This window comes from Pseudomonas pichavaramensis (assembly GCF_050473265.1).
Lineage (GTDB): Bacteria > Pseudomonadota > Gammaproteobacteria > Pseudomonadales > Pseudomonadaceae > Aquipseudomonas.
Genome location: NZ_JBJKFJ010000004.1, coordinates 291,292 through 307,150 on the forward strand (window position 1 = coordinate 291,292; position 15,859 = coordinate 307,150).

A 15,859-nucleotide genomic window follows, 5' to 3' on the forward strand; every position below is an offset into this window, starting at 1 on the left:
ATCAGTCGCGCTCGATCAGCGCCTGCTTTGCCCCTGGATAGCGCAGATGTTCCAGGCCGCTGGTGATCTGCCCGAGCTTGATCAGGCCGCGTGAGTAACTGAAGTCTTTGTAGAAGATGGCGAGGTTGCCCCAAGGTGCGTAATAAGTGACGTCACCGACTTTCGGCGTGATGCCGGCGGGTGCCTCGCTGGTGGAAAGCTTCTTCGGCAGGTAGGCGATCTTCTCGGTCGCGGAGTAGTCCTCGAGGTCCAGGTTAAGCGGCAGCTGGGCGAGAAAATCGCGACTGGCCGGGCTGTCGTCGAGGCTGATGGCGACGATCTGATCGCCAAGCGTGATGCGGATGTTGTGCATGGTCTGTTCGTCTTCGCTGCCTTGGGCCGTGGCGCTGATGATCAGCGCCAGGACTGCGTTGAGAAAGGGCAGTTGCCTGCCCGTTGTGCGAAACGTCTTCATTTCTGCAAGTGTTCGCTGAAGAAACCGCTAATGCGCTCGAAGGGAATCTTGTCCATTTGATCGTACAGGTCAACGTGATTGGCGCCCGGGACGATCAACAGCTCCTTGGGTTCGGCAGCGGCGGCGTAGGCAGTCTCGCTGAAGTAGCGTGAATGGGCATTTTCACCATGGACGAACAGTACCGGGCGTGGGGAGATTTCCTCGATATAGCTCAGGATCGGCATGTTCATGAACGACAGCGGGGTAGTCAGCGTCCATGCGCCGTTGGAGTTGACTGCACGCGGGTGGAAGCCGCGCGGGGTCTTGTAGTACCCGGCATATTCCACCACGAACTGCGGCTCACCACCTTTGAGCTCCAGCGATACCGGGCCGTAGGCCGGTGTGCCGTTCTGCGCGTCTTGCCAGCGTTGCTGGCTCAGCTGCTCCAGGGTCTGGGTGCGCTGTTCGAGCGTCACGCTGTCGTTGTAGCCCTTGGACATGACACGAGTCATGTCGTACATGGTGCTGGCCACCACGGCCTTGACGCGCTTGTCCGCGGCGACGGCATTCAGGGCCATGCCGCCCCAACCGCAGATACCGATGACGCCGATGCGCTCGCGGTCGACCTGCGGCAACAGGCCGATGAAGTCCACTGCAGCGCTGAAGTCCTCGGTGTTGATGTCCGGCGAGGCGATGTTGCGCGGTTCGCCGCTGCTTTCGCCAGTGTAGGAAGGATCAAAGGCCAGGGTGACGAAACCGCGTTCGGCCAGGGTCTGCGCATACAGACCGGAGGACTGTTCCTTGACTGCGCCGAACGGGCCGCTGACGACGATAGCCGGCAAGCGTTGCTCGCCGGATGTCTTCGGCGCATACAGGTCGGCAGCCAGGGTAATGCCGTAGCGGTTGCTGAAAGTGACTTTGCGATGGCTGACTTTTTCGCTAAGGGGGAAGGTCTTGTCCCATTCCTGCGTGAGTTGCATGACGGTTTCCTCGTTGGTAGTGGCCAGCGCCAGGCTCGAATGCCCGGCAAGTAGTGCTGCCGAGCCGGCAAGGGCTGCGCTCTGGATGAATTCGCGGCGGGAGTTATCGGTTGGCTTGCTGGTTTCGCTCATGTGACCTCCGTTTCTATGGGGAATCGTTGTGCTTGCGAGCCGTCAGCACCGTGAGCAGGGCGCACGCCACCAGCAGTGCAGCGCTGACGAAGAAGGTGACCTGGTAGCCGCTGTGGTCGAACAGCAGGCCGCCGAGGGTCGACCCGAAGGCGATGGAAAGCTGCACCACGGCAACGAACAGGCCGCCACCTGCTTCGGCGTCGTCCGGGAAGGTTCTGGCGATCCAGGACCACCAGCCCACTGGCGCCGAAGTTGCTGTCAGCCCCCAGAGGCCCAATAGCGCTACCACGATGGCGACCCAGCCGCCGAAACTCACCAGGGCTGCGGCGATCGACGCCATCAGCAGCGGGGCGGCAATCAGCGTTGGATAGAAACGCCGTTGCAGCAGGCCGCCGATCAGCAGTGTGCCGATGAATCCGGCAACGCCGATGACCAGCAGCACCAGCGAAATGCTCGTGCCGTGCAAACCGGTCACAGACTCGAGAAATGGGCGAACGTAGGTGAACAGTGAGAATTGACCCATGAACAGCAGGCTGCTGGCGAGCAGCCCCGCCCAGACGCCGGGGCGGCCGAGCAGGGTGAACACACGAAATGCACTCCGCCTGCCTTGGGAACTGTTCACTGCCGGCATCGCTGGCAGTGTGAGCCACTGCCAGGCCAGAGCCAGCAATGCGATCGGCACCAGACAGAGGAAGGCGCCACGCCAACCAATGACGGTGCCCAACCAGGCGCCCAGTGGTGCGGCCAGCACTGTGGCCAGGGCATTGCCGCCATTGACGATGGCCAGTGCGCGCGGCACGTCCTGTTTGGGCACCAGGCGCATGGCGGTGGCGGCCGACATGGACCAGAAACCGCCAACCACCACGCCGATCAGGGCTCTGCCCAGCATGTAGGTGAAGTAGTCCGGTGCCAGCGCGACGATTGCCCCGGAAAGGCCCATGGCCGCAGTCAGCCCAAGCAGCAGTAACTTGCGGTCCAGGTTGCCGGCCAGTGTGCTGATGAACAGGCTGGTAAGCACGGCGAAGGCGCCGGAGATGGCGAGGCCCTGGCCGGCCATGCCTTCACTGACCTGCAAATCGCTGGCGATTGGAGTCAGCAGGCTGACGGGTAGAAATTCTGAGGCGATCAAGGCAAAGGCGCATACCGCCAGGGCAAATACGCCGCTCCAGGAACCAGAATTTTCCTGGGCCTGGGAGAAGGTGGTGCTGGTAGTCATCGTCAATCCGGAACAACGAAAAGAATGCCGTTTTGGCGGTACTATCTTCGCTGCTGTCAGGCGTTTTGATTAGCTAATCAATTCTTAAAAAGGTTATAAGATCAGCTAATTAATGTTCCGTGAGACAGTTGGCCATGGCCAGAAACAACCTCAACGAACTCCTGTACTTCGTTACCATCGCCCGTGAGGGCAGTTTCACCCGGGCGGCATCGCTATTGGGTGTTACCCAGTCGGCGCTGAGCCAGGCGCTCAGCGGGCTCGAGGCGCGCCTGGATATTCGCCTGCTGACCCGCACCACACGCAGCGTTTCCCCCACCGCAGCAGGGGAGCGACTGCTCAACGCCATTGGCCACCGTTTCGACGAGATCGAGGCGGAGCTGGATGATCTGACCGAGCTGCGCGACAAGCCCGCCGGTACGGTACGCATCACCTGTGGCGACCATATCCTCAGCTCGACGCTGCTGCCCAAGCTGGCACCGCTGCTCCGGGAGTATCCCGATATCAAGTTGGAGTTCGATATCAACTACGGTTTCCGCGATATCGTCGCCGACCGCTTCGATGCGGGCGTGCGCCTGGGCGATACCATCGACAAGGACATGATCGCCGTGCCCATCGGGCCGCAGTTGCGCATGGCGGCTGTGGCTTCGCCGGAATACTTCGCCACGCGGCCGAAACCGAGCAAACCGCAGGATCTGCTTGGGCATACCTGCATCAATATGCGCATGCAGAGTGCGGGGGGCTTGTACGTCTGGGAGTTCGACCGCGACGGGCATCAGCAGAACGTGCGAGTGGACGGCCAACTGGTGTTCAACACCAGTACCCATATCGTCGATGCAGCGCTGGCGGGTTTGGGCGTCGCTTTCCTGCCTGAGCTGGAGTTCGGCCCACATATCGAACAGGGTCGCCTGCTGCGGGTGCTGGATGAATGGTGTGAGCCCTTCCCGGGTTATTACCTGTACTACCCCAGCCGGCGCCAACCGTCGCCGGCGTTTTCGCTGGTGCTCAATGCGCTGCGGGAGGGATAAGGCGATTCTCATGCAACAGCGCTGCAATTTCCGTCGCGCAACGGCTATCCTGCGTGTCCGGCGTACTGCCTCACCTCACCAACAGAAGGAATATTCGCATGGCCCAAGTCACTCTCAAGGGCAACCCTGTACAAGTGAACGGCGAGCTGCCTCAGACCGGTCAGCAGGGGCCGGCCTTTAGCCTGGTCGCAGGCGATCTGAGCGACGTCACCCTGGCCAGCCTGTCCGGCAAGCGCAAGGTGCTGAACATCTTCCCGAGCGTAGACACGCCGACCTGTGCCGCCTCCGTGCGCAAGTTCAACGCCGAAGCCGGCCAACTGGCCAACACCGTGGTGCTGTGCATCTCTGCCGACCTGCCGTTCGCCCAGGCACGTTTCTGCGGCGCAGAAGGTCTGGAGAGCGTGGTCAACCTGTCCACCCTGCGCGGCGCCGATTTCCTCAAGGAGTATGGCGTCGCCATCGCCAGCGGCCCGCTGACTGGCCTGGCCGCCCGTGCTGTAGTGGTGCTGGACGAGAACGACAAGGTACTGCACAGCGAACTGGTCGCCGAGATCGCCAATGAGCCTGACTATGCGGCTGCTCTCGCGGCGCTGAAATAAGCGCGGCGGATTGCCGAACGGCCTGCCTTGCAGGCCGTTTTTATTTATGCCTCAAACAGTTAGTAACGTAAGGGGAGCGTAAAAAGCGGGTAAATAGGCTTTGCTTGACGCGGGCCAGTGCTTATCGTTCCGACTCCCACCAAAAGTGATTTCTCGCCTGCCATGTCAAATGCTTCCCGGTCCCCTTCGAATCTCTCCCGCCAATGGCTGATCGGCCTGGCCCTGCTCGCCGTACTGTTGGTACTGCTCTGGTGGTTCTGGCCGAGCGAACCACAGGGCCAGCAAATGGGGCGTGCCCGTTTCGGTGACATGGGGCCGGTGCCGGTGCGTGTGGCACCGGTGGAGCAGGGCGACTTCGCCATCGAGCTCAAGGCGCTTGGCACTGTGACGTCTTACAACACCGTCAACGTGCGTTCACGGGTGGATGGCGAGCTGGTCAAGGTGCTCTTCGAGGAGGGGCAGCAGGTCAAGGCCGGCGATCTGCTGGCGGTGATCGACCCGCGTCCTTACCAGGTGGCCTTGCAGCAGGCGCAAGGGGCATTGCAGGAAAACCAGGCGCAACTGAAGAATGCCGAGCTGGATCTGCAGCGCTACAAGGGGCTCTACGCCGAAGACAGCATCGCCAAGCAGACCCTGGATACCCAGCAGGCGCTGGTCAACCAGTACCGCGGCAGCCTGCAGAGCAATCAGGCGGATGTGGCCACGGCCAAACTGAACCTGGACTTCACCCAGATTCGTGCACCTATCGGCGGCCGCCTGGGTTTGCGTCAGCTGGATATCGGCAACCTGGTCAGTGGCGGCGATACCACACCGCTGGTGGTGATCACCCAGGCCAATCCGATTGCGGTGATCTTCACCATTCCTGAAGGCGATCTCCCAGCCGTGCTACAGCGCCGCCGTGAAGACGCTGCGCTGGTGGTCGAGGCCTGGGACCGCGGCGAGCGTCTGAAGCTGGCCGAAGGTGTGCTGGAGAGCCTGGACAACCAGATCGATACGGCCACCGGTACGGTCAAGCTCAAGGCCCGCTTCGAGAATGCCGAGCAGATGCTCTTCCCCAATCAGTTCGTCAACGTGCGTCTGCGCGTGGAAACCCGCGAGGCCGCTACCATCATCCCGTCGGCAGCGGTGCAGTTCGGTACCCAGGGCACCTTCGTCTATGTGGTCGACAGTGATAACAAGGTGAGCGTGCGTCAGGTCACCATCGCTGCCGCCGACGCCGAGCGCAGTCTGGTGTCCGGCGGCGTTCAGCCGGGCGAGCGCCTGGTGCTGGAAGGCACCGACCGTTTACGCGATGGCAGCCCGGTCGAGGTGATCGATCCGCAAGCTGCGCAGGCGGCTGGCGCGTCCCGCGCTGATGCACCCGGCAAGGCGCAGCCGCGGAACGACGCATGAATATCTCGCGCCCCTTCATCCTGCGGCCGGTCGCCACCACGCTGTTGATGGTGGCGATCTTCCTCAGTGGTTTGATCGCCTATCGCCTTTTGCCCGTGTCGGCGCTGCCGGAGGTGGATTACCCGACCATCCGCGTGATGACGCTGTATCCGGGGGCGAGCCCGGATGTGATGACCAGTGCAGTCACCGCGCCGCTGGAGCGCCAGTTCGGCCAGATGGCGGGCTTGAAGCAGATGTCTTCGACCAGCTCCGGTGGTGCGTCGGTGATCATCCTGCGCTTCAACCTCGACGTCTCCCTGGCGGTTGCCGAGCAGGAGGTGCAGGCGGCGATCAATGCGGCAAGCAACCTGCTGCCGGGCGATCTGCCGTCGCCACCGGTGTACAACAAGGTCAATCCGGCGGACACGCCGGTGCTGACGCTGGCGGTCAGCTCGGCGACCTTGCCGCTGCCGCAGGTCAACGACCTGGTCGATACGCGTCTCGCGCAGAAACTGGCGCAGACCAGCGGTGTGGGCCTGGTTACCCTGGCTGGCGGTCAACGCCCGGCGGTGCGCATTCGCGTCAACCCGGAGGCACTGGCGGCCTACGGCCTGAGCCTGGCCGACGTACGCAGCCTGATCACTGCGAGCAACGTCAATCAGCCCAAGGGCAACTTCGACGGGCCGACGCGGGTGTCGCAGCTCGACGCCAACGACCAGCTGAAGTCGGTGGACGAATACCGCGAGCTGATCCTCAGCTATCAGGACGGTGCCGCGCTGCGCCTGAAGGACGTCGCCGAGATCATCGATGGTGCCGAGAACGAGCGTCTGGCCGCCTGGGCCAACCGCAACCAGGCGGTGCTGGTCAATGTGCAGCGTCAGCCGGGCGCCAACGTGATCGACGTGGTCGACCGCATCCAGACGCTGTTGCCGCACCTGACCGAAGGGCTGCCGGCGAGTGTCGAGGTCAAGGTGCTCACCGACCGCACGCAGACCATCCGTGCCGCTGTACGTGACGTACAGCATGAACTGCTGCTGGCCATCGTGCTGGTGGTGATGGTGACCTTCCTTTTTCTGCGCAAACTGTCGGCAACCATAATCCCTTCCATTGTCGTGCCGCTGTCGCTGATCGGTACCTTCGGCGTGATGTACCTGGCCGGATTCACCATCAACAACCTGACGTTGATGGCGCTGACCATCGCCACCGGCTTCGTGGTCGACGATGCCATCGTCATGCTGGAGAACATCGCCCGTCACCTGGAGGAGGGCGAGACACCGCTCAATGCAGCGCTCAAGGGCGCCAGGCAGATCGGTTTCACGCTGGTCTCGCTGACCCTGTCGCTGATCGCCGTGCTGATCCCGCTGCTATTCATGGCCGATGTGGTAGGGCGGTTGTTCCGCGAATTCGCCATTACCCTGGCGGTGGCCATCCTGATTTCCCTGGTGGTGTCGCTGACCCTGACGCCGATGATGTGCGCCCGCCTGCTCAAGGCGGAAAAGCCCGAGCAGGAAGGGCGCTTCTACCATCTGGCTGGCGGCTTCATCGACGTCATGATCGAGCGCTATGGCGTCGGTCTGCAGTGGGTGTTGCGCCATCAGCCGTTGACCCTCCTGATAGCGGTCGCCACCCTGGGTTTGACCGTGCTGCTCTATCTGGCAGTGCCCAAGGGGTTCTTCCCGGTGCAGGACACCGGCGTGATCCAGGGCATTTCCGAGGCGCCGCAGTCGGTTTCCTTCAGCGCCATGAGCGAGCGTCAGCAACGCCTGGCCGATGTCATCCTGCGTGATCCGGCGGTGGCCAGCCTGTCGTCGTCCATTGGCGTCGATGGCGACAACCCGACGCTCAACAGCGGCCGGCTGCTGATCAACCTGAAAACCCATGCCGAGCGCGACGTCACGGCCAGCCAGGTGATCGAGCGACTGCGGCCGGAACTGGCGCAGATTCCCGGTATCGAGCTGTACATGCAGCCGGTGCAGGACCTGACCATCGAAGATCGCATCAGCCGTACCCAGTTCCAGTTCACCCTCGAGTCGCCGGATAACGAACTGCTGGAAACCTGGACGCCGCGCCTGGTCGAAGCGCTGCGCGAGCAGCCGGAACTGACCGATGTCGCCAGTGACCTGCAGAACCGCGGTTTGCAGGTGTACCTGGATATCGACCGCGACGCCGCCGCACGCCTGGGTATCAGCGTCGGCGATATCGACGATGCGCTGTACGATGCCTTCGGCCAGCGCCAGATCAGCACCATCTACACCCAGGCCAGCCAGTACCGCGTGGTGCTGGAAAGCCGTGACGGTGGGCGCATCGGCCTGGCTGCACTGCGCCAGATCCATGTCTCGACCAGCGAAGGGGCGCAGGTACCGCTGTCGTCTCTGGCGCACATCGAAGAGCGCCCGGCCAGTCTGCTGATCAACCACATCGGTCAGTTCCCCGCAGTGACCCTGTCATTCAACCTGGCTCCGGGCGTTTCTCTGGGCGAGGCGGTGGCCGTGATCGAACAGGTCGAGCAGGAAATCGGCCTGCCAGGTGGCATCAATACGCAGTTCCAGGGTGCTGCAGAAGCATTTCGTGCTTCGCTGTCATCCACTTTGCTGCTGATCCTGGCGGCCATCGTCACCATGTACATCGTGCTCGGTGTGCTCTACGAGAGCTACATCCATCCGATCACCATTCTCTCCACACTGCCTTCAGCCGGTGTCGGTGCCTTGCTGGCGCTGCTGCTGACGGGTAACGACCTGGGCCTGATCGCCATCATCGGCATCATCCTGCTGATCGGGATCGTCAAGAAGAACGCGATCATGATGATCGATTTCGCTCTGGAGGCTGAGCGCAACCAGGGCATGGCGCCGCAGGAGGCGATTTACCAGGCGGCGTTGCTGCGCTTCCGGCCGATTCTGATGACCACATTGGCTGCGCTTTTCGGCGCCATCCCACTGATGCTGGCCTCGGGTTCCGGCGCCGAGCTGCGTCAGCCGCTGGGCCTGGTAATGGTCGGCGGCCTGCTGGTCAGCCAGGTACTGACGCTGTTCACCACGCCGGTGATCTACCTGTGGTTCGATCGTATGTCGCGTCGGGCGACGGGACGTAGCGCAGCAGGGGTGGCGGTATGACTGGGGCGCGGCTTTTCCTCCCCTCTCCCGCATGCGGGAGAGGGGCCGGGGGAGAGGGCGGGCGTCGTGCTGTGCCATCGGCCCTCTCCCCAACCCTCTCCCATAAATGGGAGAGGGAGCAGGGTATGCGCGCATGAACCTCTCGGCCCCCTTCATCCGCCGCCCGGTGGCAACGCTGCTGCTGAGCCTGGCGATCATGCTGCTTGGTGGTGTCAGCTTCGGCCTGTTGCCAGTGGCGCCGCTGCCGCAGATGGATTTCCCCACCATCACCGTGCAGGCCAGTCTGCCTGGTGCCAGCCCGCAGATCATGGCATCTACCGTGGCCACACCGCTGGAACGCTCGCTTGGCAGTATTTCCGGCATCAGTCAGATGAACAGCCGCAGCAGCCAGGGCAGCACGCGGATCATGGTGCAGTTCGATCTGGACAAGGACATCAACACCGCTGCGCGCGAAGTGCAGGCGGCGATCAATGCGGCGCGCGAGCTGCTGCCCAGCGGCATGCGCACCATGCCCAGCTACCGCAAGATCAACCCGTCGCAGGCGCCGATCATGGTCCTGTCGCTGACCAGCCCCAATCTCAACAAGGGGCAACTGTACGACGTCGCTTCGACCATTCTGGCGCAGAAACTGTCGCAGGTGAGCGGGGTGGGCGAGGTCCAGGTCGGTGGTAGCTCCCTGCCTGCCGTACGTGTTTCCCTGGAGCCGCGCCTGCTCGATCATTACGGCATTGCTCTGGATGAAGTGCGCCAGACCATCGCCGCGAGCAATGCCCTGCGGCCCAAGGGGGCGGTCGAGGACGAGCAGCGCCGCTGGCAGGTGCAGGCCAGCGATCAGTTGGCCAAGGCTGCCGACTACATCCCGATGATCATTCGCTATCAGGATGGCGCTGCGGTGCGTCTCGGCGATGTGGCCACCGTCACCGATGGCGTCGAGGATCGCTACAACAGCGGTTTCTACAACGACAAGGAATCGGTGTTGCTGGTGATCAACCGGCAGAGCGGGGCGAACATCCTGCAGACCATCAGCGACATTCGTGCGGAGCTGCCGGCGCTGCGCGAAGTCATTCCGGCCAGTGTCGAACTGCAAGTGGCGATGGATCGCTCGCCGGTGATTCGCGCCACGTTGCACGAGGCGGAACAGACCCTGCTGATCGCCGTGGGCCTGGTGATCCTGGTGGTGCTGGCGTTCCTCGGGCGCTGGCGAGCGGCGCTGATCCCGGCACTGGCCGTGCCGGTATCGCTGATCGGCAGCTTCGCCGCCATGTACATGCTCGGCTTCTCGCTCAACAACCTGTCGCTGATGGCGTTGATCATCGCTACCGGCCTGGTCGTGGACGACGCCATCGTCGTGCTGGAGAACATCGCCCGGCACATCCACAGCGGCGAAAAGCCCATGGCAGCGGCTTTGAAGGGTACGCGAGAGGTAGGTTTCACCCTGTTGTCGATGAACCTGTCGCTGGTGGCCGTGTTCATTTCCATTTTGTTCATGGGCGGTATCGTCGAACGTCTGTTTCGCGAGTTCTCCATCACCTTGGCCGTGGCAGTGATCATCTCGCTGCTGGTGTCACTGACGCTGACGCCAATGCTCTGCGCGCGCTGGCTGCGCCCCGAGGATGAAACCTCTCGCGGACGTCTGCAGCAGTGGGGCGATCGTCTGCAGAGCCGGGTACTGGCCGTTTACGGGCGCTCGCTGGACTGGGCGCTGCGACATGCGCTGCTGATGCTGCTGAGTTTTCTGGCGACCATTGCCCTGAACGTCTATCTGTTCGTCAGCATTCCCAAGACGTTCATGCCGCAGCAGGACACCGGGCAGCTGATCGGTTTCATTCGCGGCGATGACGGCCTTTCGTTCCAGGTCATGCAGCCGAAGATGGAAGTGTTCCGCAAGGCGGTGCTGGCCGATCCGGCAGTCGATAGCGTGGCCGGCTTCATCGGCGGCAATGGCGGCATCAACAACGCCTTCATGATCGTGCGTCTGAAACCTATCGAACAGCGTCGGCTGTCCTCGCAGGAGGTGATCAATCGCCTGCGTGCCAGTGTGCCGAAGGTGCCGGGCGGGCGCATGTTCCTCATGCCGGATCAGGACCTGCAGATCGGTGGTCGCGAGGGGCGCAGCTCGGAGAACGAATACATGCTGCTTTCCGGGGATCTCGACGCCCTGCGTGAATGGCTGCCCAGAGTTCGTGAAGCGCTGCGCGCACTGCCCGAGCTGACGGATATCGATGCCAAGGAAAACGAAGGCGCGCAGCAGATAAGGCTGGTAGTCGATCGTGAAGCGGCGCAGCGCCTTGGCGTGGACATGAGCATGATTACCGCGGTGCTCAACAACGCCTTCAGCCAGCGCCAGGTGTCGACCATTTACCAGGCACTGAACCAGTACAGCGTGGTGATGGAGATCGACCCGCGTTACGCCCAGCACCCCGAGGCGCTGGACCAGGTCCAGTTGATCACCGCTGATGGCGCCCGGGTGCCTTTGTCTACCTTCGCCCATTGGGAGCGCAGCCTGGAAGAGGATCGCGTGCAGCACCAGGGCCAGTTCGCAGCGGAGAACATCGGTTTTTCGCTGGCTGAAGGTGTGAGCCTGGACCAGGCCAGTCGGGCGATTGACGACGCAGTGGCGCGGGTCGGCCTGCCGACCGAGGTGCAGGGCACCATGGGCGGTACCGGCGCAGCATTCCAGCAGACTCAGGACAATCAGCCGCTGATGATCCTGCTGGCGCTGGTCGTGGTCTACATCGTGCTCGGCGTGCTCTACGAGAGCTACGTGCATCCGCTGACCATTCTGTCCACGCTGCCCTCGGCGGGAGTCGGCGCATTGCTGGCCTTGCAACTGGTTGGGATGGAATTCAGCCTGATCTCGCTGCTGGGGCTGTTCCTGTTGATCGGTATCGTCAAGAAGAACGCCATTCTGATGGTCGACCTGGCCCTGCAGCTGGAGCGTGGTGAGCGTCTCAGCCCACAGGAATCCATTCGCCAGGCCTGCCTGTTGCGCTTCCGGCCGATCCTGATGACCACGCTCGCTGCCATTCTCGGCGCCTTGCCACTGGTGCTGGGCAGTGCCGAAGGCTCGGAGATGCGCCAGCCGCTGGGCATCACCATCGTCGGTGGTCTGGTGCTCAGTCAGTTGCTGACCCTTTACACCACACCGGTTGTTTACCTCTATTTCGACCGCCTGCGCCATCGCGTCAATCGTTGGCGCGGCGTGCGCACCGATGCTTCGTTGGAAAATTCGCTATGACTATGCGTGTTGGAGCGAGCGCTGCTCGCGACATTCTTGACTGCAAAACGCCTGCGAGCTGGGCTCGTCGCTACAGCCTGCTGGTGCTGCTCGGCCTGCTTGGTGGCTGCACGCTCGGCCCGGATTATCAACGACCCGCGCTCGATGTGCCGGCGCAGTTTCGTCAGGTCGAGGGCTGGAAACCGGCTGCCCCGGCAGACGCTCTGGCGCGTGGCGCCTGGTGGGAGCTGTATGGCGATGCCGAGCTCAACGCTCTGGTCGAGCGCCTGCAGGTGTCCAACCAGAACCTCGCTGCCAGCGAAGCACAATTCCGCCAGGCCCGTGCGCTGGTGCGCAGCTCGCGCGCCAGCCTGTTCCCGACCCTGTCCGGCAGTGCCGGGATGACCCGCAGCGGCCAGGGTACCGGCAGCAGTAGCAGCGGCAGCCTGTCGAGCAACGGCAGCAGTGGTATCAGCAAGAGCTATGACCTGAGCCTGAACGTTGGCTGGGAACTGGATATCTGGGGGCGCCTGCGCCGTGACCTGGAGGCCAGCCGCGCCGACTTCCAGGCCAGCGCTGCCGACCTTGCCGCCGCACGCCTGAGCCTGCAGAGCGAGCTGGTACAGAACTACCTGCAACTGCGTGTGCTCGATGAACAGAAGCGCCTGCTCGACGCTACCGTCACCGCTTATGCGCGCTCGCTGCGCCTGAGCGAAAACCAGTACCGCGCCGGCATCGTGCCTAAGTCCGACGTAACTCAGGCCACCACCCAGCTCAAGAGCACCCAGGCGCAGTCGATCGACCTCGATTGGCAGCGTGCTCAGCTGGAACATGCCATCGCCGTGCTGGTGGGCGTCAGCCCGGCCGAGCTGCAGATCGCCGCGCGCGAGTCGGTACCGATGCTGCCGAGCATCCCTGCACAGGTGCCGTCGCAACTGCTAGAGCGCCGTCCCGATGTGGCCGCTGCCGAGCGCCGGGTGATGGCCGCCAATGCCCGTATCGGGGTGGCGGAGGCCGCATGGTTCCCTGATCTGACCTTGTCGGCGAGTGGCGGTTATCGCGGCAGCAACTACGCCGACTGGATCGATCTGCCCAATCGCTTCTGGTCGATTGGCCCGCAATTGGCGATGACCCTGTTCGATGGTGGCGCACGCAGCGCGGAGCTCTCGCGCAGTGAGGCCGCCTATGACCAGACCGTGGCCGAGTATCGCCAGGCGGTGCTGGACAGCTTCCGCGAAGTGGAAGATTACCTGGTGCAACTACGGGTGCTGGAGCAGGAGAGCGGGATTCAGCAGGAAGCGCTGGAGGCCGCGCGTGAGTCACTGCGTCTGATCGACAACCAGTACCGTGCCGGCACCGTCGACTACAGCAGCGTGGTGACCGTACAGGCCACGGCGTTGAATAACGAGCGTTCCAGTCTGACCCTGCTGGGCAGTCGTCTGGCCGCCAGCGTGCAACTGATCGCTGCGCTGGGTGGGGGATGGCAGACCGAGCGACTGCAAGAGCAGGTGTCTCAGTCAGATTGAGAGGGCAATGACCGGCATGGCGGTTTCCCGCCATGCCGTTGGCGCAATTCAGTTGCGCTGCTTGCGGTTGACTGTCTGTGCGGCCTTGATCACGTCGGCGCCAATATCGGCTTCGAACTGTTGCCAGACGGGGCGCATGGCATTGCGCCAGGCTTCGCGCTCCTCCGGCGTCAGGGTGAGCACCTGACTGCGTCCGGAATCGATGATGCGCTGGCGGTCGGCCTGGTTGGCGGCTTCGGCCTGTTTGTTCACTGCATAGGTGACTTCGTCGATGATGCCTTCCAGTTCCATGCGGATCTGATGCGGAATGCCGTACCAGAAGCGCGAGTTGCTCACCAGCATGTAGTCCAGCACGCCGTGGTTGGTCTCGCTGATGTAAGGCTGCACCTCGTGTAGCTTCTGGCTGTAGATGTTCGACCAGGGATTTTCCGCCCCCTGAACCTGGCCGCTCTGCAGCGCCTTGAAGACTTCAGCAAACGGCAGCTTTTGCGTATTGGCCCCCACTTGGCGGAATTGCGCCTCCAGTACTGCTGACGACTGGATACGGAAGCCCAGGCCGTTGGCGTCTCCCGGTGTATGCAGCGCACGAGTTGCCGAGAGCTGTTTCATGCCGTTGTGCCAATAGGCCAGGCCGACGATGTTGTGATCTTCCATGGAACGTAGCAACTGGCGGCCCTTGGAACGCTTCTGGAAGCGGTTGACCGCCTCGATGTCATCGAACAGGAAAGGCAGGTCGAAGACTTGCAGCTGCTTGGTGTATTGCTCGAACTTGGCCAGCGAGGGTGCCAGCAATTGCACCTCGTCGTTGCGTAGCGCTTCCAGTTCGTTGGCATCGCCATAGAGGCTGGAGTTGGGGTAGACCTCGACCTTGACCTTACCGGCCAGGCGTTCCTCGACCAGTTGCTTGAACAGCAGTGCGCCCTGGCCTTTGGGCGTGCCATCGGCAACGACGTGGGAAAACTTGATCAGGATAGGTTCATCGGCCAGTACCGTATTGGCACTGAAAGCGGCTAACGCCAGGGCGCAAGCGGCCATGGCGCGGACTGGATTGAACATACTGCTTCCTTTTCTTCTTGTCGGTAGCGGCGCCTTGATGGCGGCCTTGTGTTGGTCGCTCCGCTGTTCTGTTGCGGGGAATATGGGCAGAACCCCAGACAGTTCAGAGCTGGCCCCTGTATCGCAAGGGTTATGCCAGTGTGGCGAATATCCGCCAAGCTGCCAGGGTTGGTAGAAAGCCTGTGATCTGGCGCACAGTGGGTGGCGGATATCCGCCAGGCGTGACGCTGCGTGCAGCGGAAAATTGCCGGTGCGTGTGAGCGATCAGCTGCCTGTTATTCTGTGCCGGTCGATGAATCCTAGGAGTTTCCTGATGAGTAGTTGGTCCGCCCAGCAGTATTCCCTGTTCGAACGCCAGCGCACCCGCCCGGTCCACGACTTACTAGCAGCGGTGCCACGTGAGGGCATTGAACTGGCCATCGACCTGGGCTGCGGCCCTGGCAATTCCACCGCAGTGTTGCAGGCGCATGCCCCGCAGGCACGTATCGTCGCCATCGACAGCAGCGAGGACATGTTGCGCGCGGCGCGTGAACGGCTGCCGCAGGTCAGCGTGCAGCTGGCGGATATCCAGCACTGGCAGGCCGACATCGCGCCGCAGCTGATTCTGGCGAACGCCTCGCTGCAGTGGCTGGAGGATCACGCGCAACTCTACCCGCGTCTGCTGGCGCAGCTGGCGCCGGGCGGCTGGCTGGCGATCCAGACGCCGGATAACCTGCAGGAGCCAGCGCATCGCCTGGCCTGTGAAGTGGCAGCTGACGGCCCCTGGGCTGCGCGTATCGGCCATGTGCGTCACAACGAGCGGCACAGCGCGCAGGCCTACTACGACATTCTCGGCGCGCATGCCAGCGAGCTGGATATCTGGCGCACCACCTATTTCCATGTGCTGGACGACGCCAAGGCGGTGGTTGAGTGGTTCAAGTCCACTGCGCTGCGGCCGTTCCTGCAACCGTTGGATGCGGAGCAGCAGTCTGCATTCTTGGCGCGTTACCAGGCGGCAATTGCCGAGGCCTACCCGGCGCAGGCTGATGGCCGCGTGTTGTTACCGTTCCCGCGTCTGTTCCTGGTGGCGCGGCGTTAGCGCAACAATTTATCGCGGCTGAAGCCCCTCCCACAGATTGCAGTGAAGACTGTGGGAGGGGCTTCAGCCGCGACCCTCAAAAGAAGGCCCCCGCATCTGCGGAGGCCTTTTCCTTT

At 62.8% G+C, this 15,859-nt stretch carries 11 protein-coding genes; 7 read left to right on the top strand and 4 right to left on the bottom strand.

The window, feature by feature from the left end; translation table 11 throughout:
• Position 1 precedes the first annotated feature (1 nt).
• Genes ACJRW5_RS09060 through ACJRW5_RS09070 form a run of 3 tightly spaced genes read right to left on the bottom strand, consistent with a single transcriptional unit; the run spans position 2 to position 2,761 of the window.
• Positions 2–454 (bottom strand): cyclophilin-like fold protein, encoded by a 453-nt coding sequence (locus ACJRW5_RS09060; RefSeq protein WP_484570188.1) that lies wholly within the window; start codon positions 452–454, stop codon positions 2–4.
• Positions 451–1,545, bottom strand: a complete 1,095-nt coding sequence (locus tag ACJRW5_RS09065) for an alpha/beta hydrolase (protein WP_484570189.1) — start codon at positions 1,543–1,545, stop codon at positions 451–453. Before ACJRW5_RS09065 ends, ACJRW5_RS09060 begins: the two co-directional genes overlap by 4 nt.
• Before the next feature lie 13 nt (positions 1,546–1,558).
• Positions 1,559–2,761: an MFS transporter gene (locus tag ACJRW5_RS09070; protein WP_484570190.1), complete on the bottom strand. Its 1,203-nt coding sequence runs from the start codon at positions 2,759–2,761 to the stop codon at positions 1,559–1,561.
• A 134-nt stretch (positions 2,762–2,895) separates the two neighbouring features.
• Between ACJRW5_RS09070 and ACJRW5_RS09075 the strand changes: the two genes are divergently transcribed.
• From ACJRW5_RS09075 to ACJRW5_RS09100, 6 genes are all read left to right on the top strand, one after another.
• The gene (locus ACJRW5_RS09075; RefSeq protein WP_484570191.1) at positions 2,896–3,786 is read left to right on the top strand and encodes a LysR family transcriptional regulator; all 891 of its coding nucleotides are present in this window, start codon (positions 2,896–2,898) and stop codon (positions 3,784–3,786) included.
• A 98-nt stretch (positions 3,787–3,884) separates the two neighbouring features.
• Positions 3,885–4,385: a thiol peroxidase gene (gene tpx / locus ACJRW5_RS09080; protein ID WP_484570192.1), complete on the top strand. Its 501-nt coding sequence runs from the start codon at positions 3,885–3,887 to the stop codon at positions 4,383–4,385.
• A 162-nt stretch (positions 4,386–4,547) separates the two neighbouring features.
• Entirely contained in the window at positions 4,548–5,777 is a 1,230-nt protein-coding gene (locus tag ACJRW5_RS09085; protein WP_484570193.1) for an MdtA/MuxA family multidrug efflux RND transporter periplasmic adaptor subunit, read from the top strand.
• Complete coding sequence (locus ACJRW5_RS09090; RefSeq protein ID WP_484570194.1) at positions 5,774–8,866, top strand: MdtB/MuxB family multidrug efflux RND transporter permease subunit; 3,093 nt, start codon at positions 5,774–5,776, stop codon at positions 8,864–8,866. Before ACJRW5_RS09085 ends, ACJRW5_RS09090 begins: the two co-directional genes overlap by 4 nt.
• A gap of 133 nt (positions 8,867–8,999) precedes the next feature.
• Positions 9,000–12,104, top strand: coding sequence for a multidrug efflux RND transporter permease subunit (locus ACJRW5_RS09095; RefSeq protein WP_484570195.1), 3,105 nt, complete (start codon positions 9,000–9,002; stop codon positions 12,102–12,104).
• The gene (locus ACJRW5_RS09100; RefSeq protein ID WP_484570196.1) at positions 12,101–13,609 is read left to right on the top strand and encodes an efflux transporter outer membrane subunit; all 1,509 of its coding nucleotides are present in this window, start codon (positions 12,101–12,103) and stop codon (positions 13,607–13,609) included. The genes ACJRW5_RS09095 and ACJRW5_RS09100 overlap by 4 nt, the downstream gene beginning before the upstream one ends.
• A gap of 48 nt (positions 13,610–13,657) precedes the next feature.
• Here the strand turns inward: ACJRW5_RS09100 and ACJRW5_RS09105 are convergent, their stop codons facing one another.
• The gene (locus tag ACJRW5_RS09105) at positions 13,658–14,665 is read right to left on the bottom strand and encodes a TRAP transporter substrate-binding protein (RefSeq protein ID WP_484570197.1); all 1,008 of its coding nucleotides are present in this window, start codon (positions 14,663–14,665) and stop codon (positions 13,658–13,660) included.
• Between the two features lie 313 nt (positions 14,666–14,978).
• On the opposite strand from ACJRW5_RS09105, the gene tam reads away from it, so the two are divergent.
• Positions 14,979–15,743 carry a trans-aconitate 2-methyltransferase gene (gene tam / locus ACJRW5_RS09110; RefSeq protein ID WP_484570198.1) on the top strand — a complete coding sequence of 255 codons (765 nt, stop codon included), beginning with the start codon at positions 14,979–14,981 and terminating at the stop codon, positions 15,741–15,743.
• Positions 15,744–15,859: the final 116 nt, after the last annotated feature.

What these genes read in the sequence shown, in the direction of transcription:
- ACJRW5_RS09085 (WP_484570193.1), top strand. Translation starts at nt 4,548, where the DNA reads ATGTCAAATGCTTCCCGGTCCCCTTCGAATCTCTCCCGCCAATGGCTG.
- ACJRW5_RS09070 (WP_484570190.1), bottom strand. Translation starts at nt 2,761, where the DNA reads ATGACTACCAGCACCACCTTCTCCCAGGCCCAGGAAAATTCTGGTTCC.
- ACJRW5_RS09095 (WP_484570195.1), top strand. Translation starts at nt 9,000, where the DNA reads ATGAACCTCTCGGCCCCCTTCATCCGCCGCCCGGTGGCAACGCTGCTG.
- ACJRW5_RS09105 (WP_484570197.1), bottom strand. Translation starts at nt 14,665, where the DNA reads ATGTTCAATCCAGTCCGCGCCATGGCCGCTTGCGCCCTGGCGTTAGCC.
- tam (WP_484570198.1), top strand. Translation starts at nt 14,979, where the DNA reads ATGAGTAGTTGGTCCGCCCAGCAGTATTCCCTGTTCGAACGCCAGCGC.
- ACJRW5_RS09090 (WP_484570194.1), top strand. Translation starts at nt 5,774, where the DNA reads ATGAATATCTCGCGCCCCTTCATCCTGCGGCCGGTCGCCACCACGCTG.
- ACJRW5_RS09065 (WP_484570189.1), bottom strand. Translation starts at nt 1,545, where the DNA reads ATGAGCGAAACCAGCAAGCCAACCGATAACTCCCGCCGCGAATTCATC.
- ACJRW5_RS09060 (WP_484570188.1), bottom strand. Translation starts at nt 454, where the DNA reads ATGAAGACGTTTCGCACAACGGGCAGGCAACTGCCCTTTCTCAACGCA.
- ACJRW5_RS09100 (WP_484570196.1), top strand. Translation starts at nt 12,101, where the DNA reads ATGACTATGCGTGTTGGAGCGAGCGCTGCTCGCGACATTCTTGACTGC.
- tpx (WP_484570192.1), top strand. Translation starts at nt 3,885, where the DNA reads ATGGCCCAAGTCACTCTCAAGGGCAACCCTGTACAAGTGAACGGCGAG.
- ACJRW5_RS09075 (WP_484570191.1), top strand. Translation starts at nt 2,896, where the DNA reads ATGGCCAGAAACAACCTCAACGAACTCCTGTACTTCGTTACCATCGCC.